The organism is Paenibacillus aurantius, from assembly GCF_032268605.1.
GTDB classification, from domain to species: domain Bacteria; phylum Bacillota; class Bacilli; order Paenibacillales; family NBRC-103111; genus Paenibacillus_AO; species Paenibacillus_AO aurantius.
The window spans coordinates 5476924-5493193 of record NZ_CP130318.1 but is presented as its reverse complement, the minus strand read 5'-3'; the positions used below and the strand labels follow the sequence as shown (position 1 = coordinate 5493193).

The 16270-nt window shown below is 49.1% G+C and carries 13 protein-coding genes and 2 pseudogenes; 11 read left to right on the top strand and 4 right to left on the bottom strand.

Annotation, left to right across the window (positions count from 1 at the left end; all coding sequences use genetic code 11):
• Nucleotides 1-38 precede the first annotated feature (38 nt).
• Together MJA45_RS24750 and MJA45_RS24745 are read left to right on the top strand one after the other, a co-directional pair.
• Nucleotides 39-536 (top strand): DinB family protein, encoded by a 498-nt coding sequence (locus MJA45_RS24750; RefSeq protein ID WP_315604566.1) that lies wholly within the window; start codon nucleotides 39-41, stop codon nucleotides 534-536.
• A 39-nt stretch (nucleotides 537-575) separates the two neighbouring features.
• Complete coding sequence (locus MJA45_RS24745) at nucleotides 576-1028, top strand: carboxymuconolactone decarboxylase family protein (protein WP_315604565.1); 453 nt, start codon at nucleotides 576-578, stop codon at nucleotides 1026-1028.
• 464 nt (nucleotides 1029-1492) lie between these two features.
• Here MJA45_RS24745 and MJA45_RS24740 read toward each other — a convergent pair whose 3' ends face one another.
• Nucleotides 1493-1675 (bottom strand): hypothetical protein, encoded by a 183-nt coding sequence (locus MJA45_RS24740; RefSeq protein WP_315604564.1) that lies wholly within the window; start codon nucleotides 1673-1675, stop codon nucleotides 1493-1495.
• Between the two features lie 113 nt (nucleotides 1676-1788).
• Between MJA45_RS24740 and MJA45_RS28690 the strand changes: the two are divergent.
• The 3 genes and pseudogenes from MJA45_RS28690 to MJA45_RS24730 all read left to right on the top strand — a co-directional run.
• Nucleotides 1789-1983, top strand: a pseudogene (locus tag MJA45_RS28690) (MerR family transcriptional regulator); the annotation flags it as partial.
• Between the two features lie 36 nt (nucleotides 1984-2019).
• The gene (locus MJA45_RS24735; protein ID WP_315604563.1) at nucleotides 2020-2613 is read left to right on the top strand and encodes a GyrI-like domain-containing protein; all 594 of its coding nucleotides are present in this window, start codon (nucleotides 2020-2022) and stop codon (nucleotides 2611-2613) included.
• An 83-nt stretch (nucleotides 2614-2696) separates the two neighbouring features.
• Nucleotides 2697-3467 (top strand): SDR family oxidoreductase, encoded by a 771-nt coding sequence (locus MJA45_RS24730; protein WP_315604562.1) that lies wholly within the window; start codon nucleotides 2697-2699, stop codon nucleotides 3465-3467.
• 310 nt (nucleotides 3468-3777) lie between these two features.
• On the opposite strand, the gene MJA45_RS24725 is transcribed toward MJA45_RS24730, so the two are convergent.
• Together MJA45_RS24725 and MJA45_RS24720 are read right to left on the bottom strand one after the other, a co-directional pair.
• Nucleotides 3778-4539, bottom strand: a complete 762-nt coding sequence (locus MJA45_RS24725) for an SDR family oxidoreductase (protein ID WP_315604561.1) — start codon at nucleotides 4537-4539, stop codon at nucleotides 3778-3780.
• Nucleotides 4536-4910 (bottom strand): MerR family transcriptional regulator, encoded by a 375-nt coding sequence (locus MJA45_RS24720; RefSeq protein ID WP_315604560.1) that lies wholly within the window; start codon nucleotides 4908-4910, stop codon nucleotides 4536-4538. The genes MJA45_RS24725 and MJA45_RS24720 overlap by 4 nt, the downstream gene beginning before the upstream one ends.
• A 408-nt stretch (nucleotides 4911-5318) precedes the next feature.
• Here MJA45_RS24720 and MJA45_RS24715 point away from each other — a divergent pair, with 408 nt between their 5' ends.
• The 4 genes from MJA45_RS24715 to lspA all read left to right on the top strand — a co-directional run bounded on the left by MJA45_RS24715 (nucleotide 5319) and on the right by lspA (nucleotide 12150).
• Nucleotides 5319-6230: an SDR family oxidoreductase gene (locus MJA45_RS24715; RefSeq protein ID WP_315604559.1), complete on the top strand. Its 912-nt coding sequence runs from the start codon at nucleotides 5319-5321 to the stop codon at nucleotides 6228-6230.
• 18 nt (nucleotides 6231-6248) lie between these two features.
• Nucleotides 6249-6836 carry a TetR/AcrR family transcriptional regulator gene (locus MJA45_RS24710; RefSeq protein ID WP_315604558.1) on the top strand — a complete coding sequence of 196 codons (588 nt, stop codon included), beginning with the start codon at nucleotides 6249-6251 and terminating at the stop codon, nucleotides 6834-6836.
• A 354-nt stretch (nucleotides 6837-7190) separates the two neighbouring features.
• On the top strand, nucleotides 7191-11243 hold the full coding sequence (locus MJA45_RS24705; protein WP_315604557.1) for a cadherin-like beta sandwich domain-containing protein: 4053 nt from the start codon (nucleotides 7191-7193) through the stop codon (nucleotides 11241-11243).
• Nucleotides 11244-11652: 409 nt separating this feature from the next.
• Nucleotides 11653-12150, top strand: a complete 498-nt coding sequence (lspA, locus tag MJA45_RS24700) for a signal peptidase II (protein ID WP_315604556.1) — start codon at nucleotides 11653-11655, stop codon at nucleotides 12148-12150.
• A 383-nt stretch (nucleotides 12151-12533) separates the two neighbouring features.
• Here the strand turns inward: lspA and MJA45_RS24695 are convergent.
• A pseudogene (locus MJA45_RS24695) lies at nucleotides 12534-13805 on the bottom strand (IS110 family RNA-guided transposase).
• 278 nt (nucleotides 13806-14083) lie between these two features.
• Between MJA45_RS24695 and MJA45_RS24690 the strand changes: the two are divergent.
• A complete protein-coding gene (locus MJA45_RS24690; RefSeq protein WP_315604555.1) occupies nucleotides 14084-14686 on the top strand; it encodes a histidine phosphatase family protein in 603 nt (200 codons plus the stop codon).
• A 299-nt stretch (nucleotides 14687-14985) separates the two neighbouring features.
• Nucleotides 14986-16020 (top strand): Ldh family oxidoreductase, encoded by a 1035-nt coding sequence (locus tag MJA45_RS24685; protein WP_407083077.1) that lies wholly within the window; start codon nucleotides 14986-14988, stop codon nucleotides 16018-16020.
• Nucleotides 16021-16270 lie beyond the last annotated feature (250 nt).

The following is a 16270-nucleotide window of genomic DNA, read 5'->3' as shown; positions in this document are numbered from 1 at the left end:
AGCGAGAAAGGAAAACATTAACTTGGAGGGAAACAGGAATGTTTACCAAAATCGATGAGTTCATAAAGGAGTTCGAGATGGAGTCCGCCATAACGGAACGGGTGCTAAATACGCTGACAGATAAATCGCTCACCCAAATGGTCTCGGACAATCAGAGGACCCTTGGAGAGATTGCTTGGCATCTCGTAAGCTCTATTCATTTTCTCACCTATCTGGGCTTATCCTACGACGAGCCGTTGGCTGAGGAGGCCGCGCCTTTATCCGCCGCAAAGATTGCAAGTGAATATCGACGTATTGGAAAAGCGATGCTGCGTGCTATCGGAAGCCAATGGACGGATGAATCGCTTAGCCAGGTCGTTAACGTGGCCGGTGAAGATTGGCGGAACGGTGATTCACTGCGGTTTACATTGCGACACGAAATTCACCACCGCGGCCAATTGACGGTATTGATGCGCCAAGCTGGTTTACGAGTCCCCCCTGTGTTGGGGCCCACTCGCGAAGACTGGATTGACAAAGGGATGAAACCCTATGCCTGAGCAAAATACTAAATTCAATTAAGAAAGAAGGATCGTTCCATGTCTGCACGGTTTGATATTTATCAGGTGATGAAATTAGTGCCGCAAGGATTTAAGCTTCTAGGCGAGCTGGATGCGTATACTAAGTCGACTGATCTTGATCCAAAGCTTCGCGAACTGGTCAAATTCAGGGCATCTCAACTCAACGGCTGCGTATATTGCCTTTCTTATCACGCAGCCGATGCGCGAAAATTAGGGGAATCCGAAATGAGGCTTTATTGTCTCAGTGCATGGGAAGAAAGCCCTCTTTACTCGGAAATGGAGAAGGCGGCATTAGAACTTACAGAGCATGTAACATTATTGCCCTCGCTTAAAGTGCCGGATCCTGTGTATCATAAGGTCAGGAAGTATTTTTCGGAAACTCAGTACATTAATCTAACGATGTTAATCATGATGATCAATAGTTGGAACCGGCTTTCGATTGCGATGGGATTCACTCCAGAAGCAGAATGAGTTAAGGGTAAGAGGCGCTGAAAAACAGCCAATAATTCTTGAACTTATTCGCGTGGAAAGTAACGGATTGCCGAAGGGGGGCTTACGAGTTTAGGAGAGGTTGTCGGGTCAAAGCGTAAGGAGTAAACTAACGGGCACCTTTGTTCAGCGATCCAGGGAGCAGCTTGCCGCAGCGGCAGCTGCTCCTTCCGTCATTGAGCTAAAGGGCAGATTTCGTTAATAATTCAGTATTAGAAAAACAGTGATAACTAATTTAGAATTAGTTTAGGACCACTACCGGTTTCACGATGCGAGACTGGGTTGCTTGCACAGCCAAAGTGGACACGCCCGCGGCAAACTGGTCCTCCTGCCTGCCGCCGACTGAAGTTGAGACGACTTGCTCTATTCACGTGCAGGGCGAAGCGGGGCAAATGACGAATAGTCGATATGAATAAGGCCCACTCGCTCGAGTGGGCCTTATTCAACTAGACCACGGGCTGTGCGGCTTCCTGCTCAGCCTGTTCATCCGTCGGGTCAAGCTTCGTCACAGGCGAATACGCATGACCAAGCGCGTCCCGAAGAGAGCATGCTTGCGGGCTGAACTGGTTGCGGTTAAAAGGGTGAACGTCAACCAATTGGAGAATGACAACTTCGTGGTTATTGGTCATTATGCAAACGGGTACGATAGAATAGTTGAAGATCAATTCAGGTGAACCGTACAATAAGTAACGGCAAGATTTTTGGGAAAAACCATGCTGAGATTCCGAAGAGAGGTATCAAAATGTTCAAGATTGGAGCGTTCGCTAAACTGAGTGGCGTGACAGTGAAGACATTGCGTCATTATGATGAACTCGGCTTATTAAAGCCTGCGCGAGTGGACGAAGAATCGGGATATCGTTTTTATACATCGGAGCAGCTACTGACTATCCGTCGCATCGCGGGGTTCAAAGAGCAAGGCCTAACACTCGAGATGATGCGGCCGCTGTTGACCGGGCCAACCTCTCAAACGCAAGTGGAGCGTACGTTGCTTGAGAAGCGGAAGGAGCTGGAGCTCCAGATTCAAGAGGCTCAGAGGCAAATGGCGGAGGTCGATGAGCGACTCGTGCGGATCGAACGGCATGCAGTGACTGCAGAGGAAGGGATGTTCTCGCTCCGAAGTGTGGAGCCGGTTCTCGTTGCTTCTATCCGCGAGTTTTTGCCAAAAGGCGGACTGTGTCTGCTGCTTGATGAATTGAAGCGGTATGTCCGCTTACAGGGTGAGGAGTCGGACAGCGAGATGACGATCGTCTGGCACAGAAGGGCCGATTGCGACGAAGAACCTTCGGACATCGAGGTGGCTATTCCTATCTCGAAATCGATCCCTAACAGCCACAAAGTGACGATTCATCAATTGCCCGGCGTGAAGGAAGTCGCTTCTTATATCCATCGATGTGACCCGTATAAAGATAATTGTAAGGCGAGTGAGGCGCTGCGGGCATGGATCGCTAACGAGGGCTATCGGCTGATCGAGTCGATCCCCGTCCGGGAGATTTATCTGACCTCAGATAAAGATATCTACGGCCAGCTGCGAATGGCGGAGGCGGTCGTGCCGGTCGAACGGATCTGAAAAAAGTTTGGGTCCACTCTTGACTCTCCCCTTTGGGGGAGGGTTTACTATGACATCAACCAATAGATAAGGAGTGGATATACATGAATAGGAAGCGTTTGGAAGGTCGAATCGCAATCGTCACGGGAGCCAGCCGAGGGATCGGGAAAGGGATTGCGCTGCGTCTCGCCGCTGAAGGTGCGCTTGTCGCCGTACATTACGGCACACGGAGGGACGCGGCGGAGGATACGATCTCCGCGATCGAAGAGGCGGGCGGCTCAGCCTTTGTCGTCGGTGCAGAGCTGGACTCCCTAAGCGGAGTCGATCGGCTCCTTCAGATCTTGGATGAGGAACTCATTCGCAGGACAGGCAGCAACCAATTCGATATTTTGGTCAACAATGCCGGTATCGGCACATCCTCCTCATTTATAGAGACGAGCGAAGAGGACTTCGATCGTCTGTTCTCGGTCAACGTCAAAGCGCCTTTTTTTCTCGTCCAGCAATCGCTTGGACGCTTGCGTGACGGTGGTCGCATCATCAACATCTCATCCGGAGTGACACGTATTGCCTATCCTCATATCATGACCTACAATTTAACCAAAGGAGCGCTGAATACATTCACCTTGCACCTGGCACAGCTTCTGGGGCCGCGGGGCATTACCGTGAACGCAGTCATGCCCGGCATCGTTGATACGGACGTCAACGCGTCATGGCTGCACACGCCCGATGGCCATAAGCATGCCGTAGAGATGTCGGCGCTTGGACGCGTCGGCGAGCCCTCGGATATCGCGGACATCGTCGCGTTCACGGCGTCCCCGGACGGCCGATGGGTAACGGGACAGATGCTGGATGCGACCGGCGGATCGCATCTGTAAGCTGGGTCGGGATCTTGGTAGATTACACGAGACTGCCAGAATATATCACTCTCGGCATTAATAGGTAGGATAGTATGATGCTGTATCACAGGAAGCCCTCACCATGGATGGCCTTAAACTTGCCGTTAACAGACTGCGCGGAGAACCGTACCATAAGCAACGGCAAGATTTTAGGCACATTTTTCAGCAATAAAGAAACTCGCCGTTAATGCGGCGAGATTCTTTATATGTCAACGTTAAGTCAAAAGCAATTTTAAATCGATTTTTCCGGCACCTGCGTAATGGAAGACCCTTTTTCATTTTGTTGTGGTCATTCAATTAGGTTTTTCGTTGCCTGATACAGCTTTTCCGCGTATACGTCTATTTCGTCTCGGGACATGCGTAAGCGAGCCACAGAAGTACCATACCCGATTTCCATTTTACCCTCAGCTAAATCATTGAAAATCCCATCTGAGAAAGCATCTAGCGGTTCTCCTTGCGTATGCAATCCTGCCCCTCCTAAAGATGTATTTACCGCTGGAGGAGCAACTTCAATGACTTTAACAGATGTTTCGGAAAGCTGGTGTCTTAGGCTTATGGTGAATGAATGAAGCGCTGCTTTGGTTGCTGAATAAATCGGAGCAATCGCAAACGGTGTAAAAGCCAGTCCGGATGTGACGTTAATGATCGCCGCTGTTTCTTTTGCTGCAAAATAAATAGCGAAAAGCATGGACAGATGGCAAGGGGCTTCAAGATTCGTAGTAATTTCTTTACTAAAATAGCTCCAATTGTCTCTCGCATCCGCTTTAAGTACATTATAACGCAGCTGAATGCCGGCATTATTCACCAACACGTTCACGTCCGGAAAGTTCGCAGTTACCCAGTCAAACAACGCTACCCGCTCGGATTCCATTTCCAAATCGCATACACGAGTGATGAGATTGGGAACTTTTTCTTTCGCTTGTTGAAGTACATTTTCGCGTCGGCCGCAAACAATTACTTTATTCCCGGTTTTTATAAATCTTTCGGCAAATGCCAACCCGATTCCAGAACCTCCTCCGGTAATCAGGATTGTATTTCCTATAAGCTTCACGGTCGTTCCTCCTCAATTTGTTTGATATAGCGATCAATTTTTGCATCAATTCCCGGTAAGTATTCGGTCAACAATGCAATCTCATCCAGCACTCTTTGCTTATGTTTCTTCATCATGTCAAGCCGGCTTTCAATAGTGGCTTCTCCTTCCACGATCCATTCCATATACTGTCGAATGCTGCTTATTGGCATGTGCGTGTTTTTTAAGCAAATAATAGCTTCAACGAGCGCCATTTGACGTTCCGAAAATAAGCGCCTGCCCGCATCATCACGCTCGATTAGCGGCAGCATTCCTTTTTTTTCATAATAACGCAATGTTGATTCTGGAATATTATATTTGGCTGAAGCTTCGCCGATGGAATAATACTTCATTTGGAGGCCTCCAAGTTCTTACATTTGATTGTCGACATGACTAATCATAAGACTTAAACTATGGTTTAAGTCAACAGGGAAGTTTCGTGAGGGCACTTGCCGTTACAGGCAGCGCGGTGAACCGTATCACAAGTAGGACGAATTCCTGCTGACGATTTGTCCGGTCGTGTTGGGCAGCGGAAAATCGGTATTCGACGGCGGCATCGAGAAAATCAGGCTCTAGCTGCTGTCCAGCCGAACGCTGAAGTCGGGCATTATCGCGACCCGCTATGCGTTGGAGAAATAGTCGCGCGTCATAGTTTTGCGTGTATAAAAACAATTGACATATTCTGGACCTGGAAGTAAGATTAAATCACAAAATGAATGAACGGTTCATTCGACAAACTATAAAGGAGAAGGAGTTTGATAATGAGCGAAAGAATGAAAAATAAAGCATGGAGCGTGCAGGGCAAATATGTGCTCATTACGGGGGCAACCAGCGGCATCGGGCTGGCAGCGGCCAAGGAACTGGCGATTCGAGGAGCCGACTTGGGAATCGTGGCGCGAAGCCAGGTTAAGGCGAACGAGACAGCCGAAAAGCTCCGAACTCTTACTGGCGGCAATACGAAAGTGGACGTCTTCCTGGCAGACCTAACGGATCAGCGGTCGATTCGCCGCGTCGCTTCCGAAATTTTGGCCCGGTGTCCCCGCATCGACGTGCTGATTAACAACGCCGGTGCGATGTTCGTCAAGCGGATACTGACCAAGGACGGCATGGAGAAAACTTGGGCGGTTAACCATCTCGCCCCCTTCCTGCTGACGACACTGCTCCTAGACCGGATCAGGATGAGCGGCGAAGCCCGGATCATCACGACTTCTTCCCACGGACACAAGATGGCGAAGAAAGGCATCGCTTTCGACGACTTAACCGCCATGAAACGCTATAGCTTCCCGCAAGTCCTAATGGGAGGGGCCAACTTCCGATACGGAGAGACGAAGTTAGCGAATATTTTGTTCACTACCGAGCTGGCCCGCCTCCTTGAGGGAACCGGAGTTGTCGCTAATTGCTTAGATCCTGGGCTTGTCGCTACCAATTTCAATCAGGGCAACGGCATGCTGGCGCGGATGACCATGGCGGTCATGAAGCGGTTTTCCCGAACGCCGGAAAAAGGAGCCGAGACGCTTGTCTGGCTGGCGGATTCGAACGAAATCAACGGAGAGAGCGGACGGTACTATTTCGATATGAAGGAGGCTATTCCCACGGCTCCGGCCAGCAGCCGGGAAGCTGCACGAAAGTTATGGGAAGTCAGCGAAAGTCAAACCCGGAACTCGAGTATATAATTGAGGAGAATGATTACAATGACGCAAACGAACAACCCGGCGGAACGCAACTATGACGAACGGAGAGAGCAGATTAAAAAGGCTGCGCTCAAAGTGTTCGCCGGCCGGGGAATCGCCGGCACGAAGATAAGCATGATTGCCGCCGAAGCCGGCATTAGCCAAGGTCTCACCTACCGCTATTTTCAGTCCAAGGAAGAGCTGTTTACGCTGCTCGTCCAGGAGGCCATTGATGAGGCACAAACGGCGATTCGGAATGTTCCTTTACTTCCCGGAACCCCGCTTGAACAGTTCAAAGAGCTGACACGGAATATGCTGGACGATACCCACAAGCACTACTTCCTGCTCATTCAGCATGCGCAGACGTCGGAAGGAGTGCCGGAGCAAGCCAAACGGGCAGTCTCCAGGTATCACCCCCAGGATACGATGGATTTACTGGTACCTATTTTTGTGAAAGGACAGGAACTCGGTGAATTCGGCGAGGGTGATCCACGGCAGCTGCTCTTCCTCTATTTTTCCGTCGTCACCGGGCTGATGATCCAAGAGATTCATGTAGGCGATGGGTATTGGCAGCGGGAAGTGGACCGTTTGATCAAGCTCCTGACTTGAAACTCCATATACCAGAGCTTTCAGATACTGCTTTACCACATCGATCAAGTGAACCTTATCCTAAATAAGGGTAAAGGTCGTTCCTCTAACGGGTACGATAACGCAAACGACAACAAGCGGCCGATATCATTGGCCGCTTGTTCCGTCCCAATTAGGAGGCCACATGCCTTTTTGCTCATGGACCAGACACATTAAGAATGGTTAGTCGATGAGAATTCAGTTTATGCCATCGGTGAAAATTGGTTTATAACCGGAAAACGCGGTAGTTCCCGTCCGTGGTAGTTTTTTTTATACTGGGAAATACAGGATGGATGTCGACAGCCGATGAGCATAAGGAACCGAAGGAGAGGTAGCATGATAAAAGGAAAGCGGTTTCTCGTTAGGAAAGCAAAAGTGTCCATTTTACTGTTTCTAAGTTTTTTGATTGCCCTAGGAAGTTTCGGTCTAGTGCCTCAACCCGTACTTGCTTCCGGAGCCGTGACACTGGATGCGCCAGCCGACGGCGCGAACGTCCCCATCGGTTCGCTGCGCGTGTCCGGTACTTACAGCGATGCTTTTGGTGTAAAGCTATTCATCAACGGGGAACGGCAAGTGAGCGCCGTGATGAACGATCCTGACGGAGACGACAATGGTTCTTGGTATTATGACCTGGACACCACTATGTATCATGGTGAAGTGAAGCTGAATGCGATGGCTACGGATAACTTGACGAGATACGGCGTTTGGAGCCCCACTATTGTCATTCATGTAAACAACGCGTCTGCACAGGAACCACAGGTTACGATTGTCAGCCCCGGCGACGGTGCTTCAGTCAGCGGGCTCGTAGAGGTGAAAGTAAGGGTGTACTCTCCGAATCCGATAAACAGCTTACAGGTCCGGATCAACGGCGGCCCTTGGCGGAGCGCGGTAAAGAATGGCTCCGATTATGTATATTCCTGGGATACAAGGGACATCGGTGATAAAACATCCAGCATCGAAGCGAAAGCGATAGACAGCCTGGGGCATATTGGCAGGAGCTTGACAACGTATGCAAAGGTAGGCGCGGGAACTCACGAGCCGTTTTTTATGAAGAGGCAAGATCGGGCGATGTGGATCTGGGAATCGGAAACGTACAAATTGCTGCTAAATCCTGGATCGAGGACTGTTCTGGATGCGTTTTCCAAAGACACCGATACGTTCAACTCCGATCCCGTGACGACGTTTTATTTGGCGGTTGGCCCGTTCGCCGGTATGAATATACTGGAGGATGATCCGGACAAACTGCGGGATTTCATCGCGTGGGCACACAGTCAGGGCTATCAGGTGTATGCATGTATCGCCGGAGGAACGTCTCCCCCTTACATGGGCGCCTACGCCGCTTACCACGATAAAGCAATACGTGAAATGGAAAGCATCATCAACTACAACATCTCTTCGGGCGAAAACGAGAAGTTTGATGGAATCAATGTTGACATCGAGCCCTATATTTCGCCAGATTTCAAAAACCAATATCCCTCCTTACAGCTGCAATATTTGGACGGTATGCGCAAAATGATCGGTCGCCGTGACGCAGCCGGTATCAACCTGCCGTTCGGACCGGCGATCCCGAAATGGTTTGATACTTCGCCGCTGGCCGAAAGTATTACGTGGAACGGTTCCACGAAATGGTTATCCGAGCACGTTCAGGACCTCAGTGACTACATCAGCATTATGGATTATCGCGATACGGCGGACGGGTCAGCCGGCATAATTGCGGGCGGGGAGGGCGAAATCTCTTATGCGGAAAAGATTGGTAAGCCGAATTCCGTGGTGTTAGGCGTCGAAACGCTCGATATCGCAAACAGCGGCGATCCGGAAACGATCACGTTCCGCGAGGAAGGCCGAACGCATATGGAAGCCGAGCTTGATAAAGTTTATACGGCTTTCGCCGGAAGTAGCTCATTCGGCGGAATCGCCATGCATCATTACGATTCGGTCCGATTACTACCGTCCTATTGGGGGCCAAGTGGGACATTTTGGAGCGCACCTACAGACACAGTCGCGCCAACGGAGGTCAGCGCAGGCCCAACAGCGAAAGCCGTGTCCTACCAGCAGATCGATATCTCGTTCGGCATGGCGCACGATAATACCGATATCGATCGGTACGTCATCTATCGTGGCACAGTCAGCGGCTTTACGCCGGGACCGGAAAGCATGGCAGGTACAGCACGAGGACAATCGTTCAGCGATACGGGTCTTCTGCCAAACACAACGTATTTTTACAAAGTAGCTGCCAAGGATTTGAAAGGCAACATAGGCCCGGCTTCAAAGGAAGTGTTTGCGACGACTGCCGATACTTCGTTGAGACCATTAATCCTCACGAATCTGTTTGTCAGCTATACGGGAAGCAGCGCAGCCGCTTCCATGCGCGCCGTTGATCCTGCCACTGGCAACCCGGTACCGGCTGCTGCCATCGAAGGCAGGTTTACCTATGCCGGCGGCAAATATACGAGCGGCGTGGCGGATGCAACGGGACGGATCACCTTAACATCGGAAGCCATTCCATCCGGAAGACAAGTCGGCTTTGAACCCAGACGGGTAGCGGCAAGCGGCTACTATTGGGCGCAAGCCTATGACCGGCCGCATACGACGGCATTATACCCTCAAGCCGGACTGAGCGGCTTATCCCTGAGCGCTGGATCACTTTCGCCGCTGTTTAGCCCAAATACGACACGCTACACGATGACCGTCCCGGCCTCAACAAGTGTGATCTCGGTTACTCCGACTGTGGCCGTACCAGGAAGTACGGTCGAAGTGAACGGGAAGGCGGCGGCAAGTGGTCAAGCAACCCAGCCGATTCCGCTCGCCGTGGGAGATAATACGGTCTTCGTCATCGTGACCGGCCCGGATGGCTTCAAGGACACCTATAACCTAACCGTTACACGTGCTGTACCTATCGATAATGAGTTCCGCGCTGCAGAAGATACGTATGTGTTTGAGAACGCGCCGGCCGCGAACTACGGCAGTGCCGAGACGCTCGATATTGCAGATGTTCCACGTGCCGCTGGCGGCGGTGACCGGATGTCTTATCTTAAGTTTGATCTCGCCGGATACACAGATCCCGTTCAAACGGTCGTGATGAGGGTATACGTTCCGACACCTCCCTCTGCTCCCCTCGACGTTCACGCAGCTGGATTCGACGGGGACAACTGGAGCGAACAGGTAATGAATTGGAACAACCGACTGCTGGCGGGTACCCAGCCACTCGGCACTCTTCATGTGACAAAGGCGGGTTGGTACAGCCTAGATGTGACTAATTTTATAAAAAACCAGCTCGCACTGGACAAAAAAGCGACGATTCGGCTAATGGACCCGAACACAAGGAACCTTCTCGTCTCCGTCAGCAGCCGTGAAAATTTCGCGGTCGCTCCTTATTTGATCCTTAACCCGTCCTCCGATGCGACGCTAACGTTGCTTACGACGAGTCAAGGCGAACTATCGCCGGAATTCTCGTCCGGGGTCTTCGACTACAGCGTCAAGCTGACCAGGCATCAGTCCACCGTAAGAGTCACACCGGTAACAGCAGAGTCCCATGCCTTGATCTCGGTCAATGATAAGCCGGTCAAGAGCGGGCAAGCGTCGGATATCATCCCGCTAGCCGAGGGATCGAATGCCGTTACGATTCGGGTCACAGCGCAAGACGGGGTTGTCCAAACCTATACGATCACGTACGACAATCCGCCAAACGATACGACACCCCCGGTGACAACCGCCTTACTGGACGGCACGTACCGGGGCGGTTGGTTCTCCTCAGACGTTACGGTCAGATTGACGTCGTCGGACGATTTGTCAGGAGTCGATCGGACCGAGTTCAGCCTGGATTCGGGGCGCACCTGGCGTCAGTATGCGACCCCTGTGGCCGTCACCGAAGAAGGGGCGCAAACGGTCATGTATCGTTCGATCGACCGGGCAGGGAATGTGGAAGGACCCCAATCCGTCAGCATCTCCATTGACAAGACGGCACCGGAAATCACGATTATCGGGGCGGGTGAGTATACGATAGACCAGACGGTACTTATTACATGCACTGCCTCCGATAACGTATCAGGCGTCACGTATAGTTCCTGTGCATCACCACTCGTGATTGCTCCTGCGTACCAGCTGCCACTTGGCACCCATACGATAACGGCTCAAGCGGAGAACGGTGCAGGATTTACAGGTTCCGCTTCTGCCGAATACACGATTCGGGTAACGCTGGAAAGCCTGATTAATCTGATCCGACAATGGCTGTGGAATCCGGAGGAGGCAGGGCTGGCACAATCTTTTCTCGTGAAGCTCCAGCAAGGAAAGCTAGACGCTTTCGTGCACGAAGCTGAAGCACAGAAGGGCAAGAAGCTGTCCGAGAGCCGGGCCGAATGGCTCATTAAATTTGTAAAAGCATTGGAATGATTTGATTGTCATGTGAACACCCTTACATCTGAATCGGAAGTAGAAAAAAGGGACAAAGACCATTATCTTCGGTCTTTGTCCCTTTTTGTCCACTTGAAGAGGCTCTTTGCGAAGAAAATACTAAACTAACGGGCACGATATAAAGGAAATCAGGGGGGCTGTCACGAAAATGTATGGCAGCCTTTTAAGCTAATGGGATACAAGACTTAATACATACACGAAGGCAGTTGATCAGATGGATCGGCTGCCTTTGTTGCGCTAACGGGCAGGATATTGTTGCAAGGTATCATGAAAAACCAATGATTCCTCAGCCAAAATATGGTATTATTGAAAAAGTATTAGGCATCCAAAACCTATTTTTCTTTTACTAAACGAGACCCCAATTTATCTCAGAAAGGGAGACCATAATTTGATTTATTATGCTATTGCATTATTCGTCTTATTAACTGATCAATATTCCAAATGGATTATTAGGAATAAACTTAGTTTGAATGAATCCCGTCCTATAATTGAAGATGTCCTTCAAATCACTTCAGTCCGTAACGGAGGAGTTGCTTATGGTATTTTAGAGGGGCAACATTGGTTTTTTGTTGCAATTACTGTAATTATTATAGGTGGTATTTTATGGTACATTCGCAAAATGTTGAGAGAAAAAAAGAAAATCTTAGCAATTGCAAGCTGTTTTATTTTAGGTGGAGCGATCGGGAATCTTACGGATCGAATATTTTACGGTAAAGTGGTGGACTTCATTCAATTTAATTTTCATTTTACAATTTTCGAACATGTGTTTTATCCGCTTCAGATTTTTAACATAGCAGATTCAGCTATTTTTTTTGGCGTTGTACTTATTTTTGCCAATGCTTCTTTTGAATGGATAAAAGAGAGTAGAGTTAAGAAAGCCTATTAATTTAACTCCCTCGGTACAATGTAGTTTTCTCACAAATGCTCGCTTATTCGCAGGATTTCACCATGGGATAAAACATTATCTAGGTAGAATGGGCTTGGTACCGTCAAATTCATCAACCGAAGTTCATGCGGGAACAGAAGGGGCGAGGTTTCGCTCCTTTTTTTACTGCATTGCTGCACGCTGCTCCACGTACCTCCGGAGGCTTTCACTCCCATTTCTCGACGGGTCCATGCCCTTTCATGCCTTCGTTACGCCTATCCGGTGGGTGGAGGCCGGTTATCCTAACGGTACGGGTCTGGGCCCTTTTGTTGAACACAATCCGGTACTCCGTGCAATCTTAAGGTCCTGCGAATAAGCCAGTTTTCGTGCCAATTGAGAAGCGGTTAAGCAGCTTGTTTCACAGGAAGAGCTCGATCTGGATCGTAGGCTTCCCCGCTCTGTGCCATGGCAACCAGGAGGCGAGCCAGCTTGCCGCAAAGCTTCATCACTGAGCGCATCGGCTTCATACTTTTCATTTTTACATTCACTTCGTGCTGTCGTTTAAACACTTCATCGTTCAAGATGAGAGCATGGTTGCCATGAACAGGGCATGCCGAAGTCTGGGTCGGCCCCGTTTGCTTATGGACATCTGACCTTTCCACTTGCCTGAGCTGCTTCCGCCAGGTTGAGGCCGGCATGCCGCAGCAAGGCATTGCCATGTGCATAGCCGCTGAGGTCGCCAGCTTCACCCAGTATGCCGGCGACTGACAGGATGCTCATGCCCCTCATCGCCAGCAGCGGCTTGGCCAGCGGGATCCGAGCCAGTGCAGCCGCCACTTCATTCTCGATTGCTTGTAGCTGCTCTATAGCCAGATCATATTCGGCCAGCAGCTGTTGCAGATGAAGCTTGTAGGCTTTCTCGGCATGCTTGGCACCAACCGAACGGGCTGCCAGTACCAGCAACTCGCCGGCCCGTCGCTCACCGCTGTGCCGTTTCGTGACCGTTTTTTCCAGCCGTCGATTACCTGGCGAACGTTGAGCTTTTGAAGATCGGCAGGCGTTGGAAACAGACGCAGTGTAGCCAGCGACCCGGAGCCAATGAGGTGCTTGTATACCTGCCGCAGCTCCGGAAAAACAATGTCGACCCAGCGGTGGATCTGGTTCTTGACGCTGATGAGACGATGGACGATGGTCTCGCGGTTCGCCATGAGCACGCGCAGTTCCATGAACGCTTCACTGGTTTCTTTGATGAAGGTGTAGTAGCCATTTTTGACCATGTCGGCGATAACAAAGGCATCTTTGACGTCGCTTTTGGAAGGCGTATTGTCGCGGTTTTCCTTATTCTTTTTGACGAGATGAGGATTTACCAACACGACTTCGAGGCTTCGGTCTTTGAGCCAGGCAGCCAGGCTGAGCCAGTAATGGCCGGTTGGTTCCATGCCGACGATGGTGTCGTTAAGTTGATGCGTCCCCTGCAGATCTTTCAGCCACTGCAGCAGTTGGTTGAAGCCGGCATCGTCGTTGGAGAAGTGAAGAGGAGTGCCAAGCAGGACCCCACGGAAGTTGACGGCGCGAGCAACATGGGACTGTTGGGCGATGTCAATGCCGACGACAAGGTGCCGAGTTGAAATGTGTTCGAGCAGTTGATTTTGTTTGGCTTGAGCTTTAAACTTCAAGATAGAGCGACCTCCTTAAGATGGCTAAAGGGCTATGACCCGTGACTACCCCATCGTACCGGAGTCGCTCGTTTTTGTGCAAAGCGCAAAATTAACGCCCTACAGGAATCCTAACGGGTACGAGAGCGCGGCGATGGAGCCGATCCATTGCCAATTTGCATTTGCAATAGTTGCCGCTGCGCTAACGGGCAGTTTAATGCAACTTTCCAAGTCATGGAAGCGTTAAACACAGTGAACATTGAATAGTTCGCAATTTGTCACAGGGGGATTAACGTAGTATGATTACAAACTTCTTTTTGGTAAGGCATGCTATTAAGGAGAAGGCAAAAGGGGATGTTTCAATAACTCCTGATGGCATTATGCAAGCACAACTGACTGCTAGATATTTGTCGAGCTCCCCTATAAAAGCAGTTGTTTCAAGTCCACTCCGTAGAGCTAGAGAGACAGCTAAATACATCGCATCAGCAACGAGATCAGAAGTGACAGAGGATATTCGTTTGCGCGAACGCGCTAACTGGGGGGACTTACCTGAGCAAACCTTTGACGAATTCGTGGAAATGTGGGAGCAATGTACACGTGATCCTGACTATATACCTCCTGTAGGTGATTCAGCAAAACAGGCATGTATGCGCCTTTCATCTTTATTATCGGAATTAGGCAATATACACCCACCCGAAAGTAACATTGTAATTGTTACTCATGGTGGATTAATAACCGATTTCCTAGTTAATGCCATTCCCGAATCCGAGTTGAACGTTTGGCATCCTAGTTTTATAGAAGAACAAAGTAACCTTGTTCCTGAATGTTCAATAACGAAACTAAATTATGATAATGGAAAGTTCAGCATAGATGATTTTGCGAATGTAGAGCACTTAAAATAGTAGGCCTCCCATTCCACTAACGGGTACGATAACGCAACGACAACAAGCGGCCGACATCATCGGCCGCTTGTTCCGCTAACGGGCAGGATAGCGATTGACAGTACTTTTGAGATGCCGAGGGACGGGCAAAAAAGTTGAGCTACAGTATCCATCGGTAACTTCAACTCGTTAGGGTAGTAACAAATTGAAGGAATGTTTAAAAATAAGTGTTGCATGCATCTGAGGGGAAGGATATAATCGGAAAAATTATTCAGAAAATGTTCGGATGTATTTTGAGAAAAGGAAAGGAATGGAACTAAATGCCTGAATCCATAAAAATAAGTATCTCGGAGATGACTCATTGGTGTAAGAGCATTCTACACAAATGGGTGGAAGATGACTACGTTGTAAACACGTGGACAGAAATACAAATCAATCGTGATATTATTGGTGATTTTCCAAGAGGTACTGCACGGCTCGAATCAATTATTGATAGAATTAATAGTGGAATGGTGACTAAGCAATTGGAAGTCACAACGGAGCTTATTACACCAATTTCAGCTCGTGTTTTTTCTACTTATAGAAATTGGCCTGATGAAGTCGCCAGGAAAGGTGCGTCACTTGCATCATCCCTAGCTGATACGTATGGAATTGGGATCGTCGCGGTGCCTAAACCGAACATCATTGGGGAAGGATTAAAACCGATTTTATCAGCAAACCAAATAGGGTTAATAATAACGCAAAACAACCCATTACTGAATAAAGGCATTACCGATCTAAATGTTATTGGTAATAATCCGCTTGCCATAGGTGCACCAGGTACCCCGCCCTTTTTATTTGACGGTTCTTTAAGTGCTCATGATGTTCGTCACTCAGCGGTCGGGCTAAAAGAAATTGCTGACCAATATGGAATACTTCCTCCTGGAATCGTACAAGATGCCAATGGTGAGGCATCTCAAGACTTAAATATCTTGTATAAGATTCTCGAAGGAGATCGAAGTTGCGGATCTTTTCCGCCCTTGGGTGGAACCAAAGGTCTTTGGTTAGCAATGGGTATGGAGTTTATTGCAGGTGCATTAACTGGGGGATTTTTTGGAAATGCACCAGGTAAACCCTGGGGAGAAGGGGCTATTATATTTGCATTTGACTCAAAATTATTTAACTCAGCTCCTATGATCAAACAAATTCAAGATTATTTGAAGCAGTTTAAGACCTATCCAGGCTATCATTCTTTTGAAATAAGTAATCAAGTAAGGAGCAGGGGATGGATTGAATATCCCAAGAGTCAACTTGATTCAATTATTCGTGTCAGCAACAGATCAGGTATCCATATGAATTTTCAATCATTACGTTAACGGGTACGAAAACGCAACGACAACAAGCGGCCGACATCTTCGGCCGCTTGTTCCGCTAATGGGCGGATTAGTGGAATATCGAACTAATAAATTTGGTAAAAAAATCCAATTCCAATGATAACTTATTACTTATTCGCTTCGTCTAATTCGTTAGAATAAACATTGGGAGTGATGATTTTTAAGAAAACCTCCGAAATCCGTTCCTAACGAATAGGCCATTCCTTGCGGGATGGCCTCCTACTTGTCATTA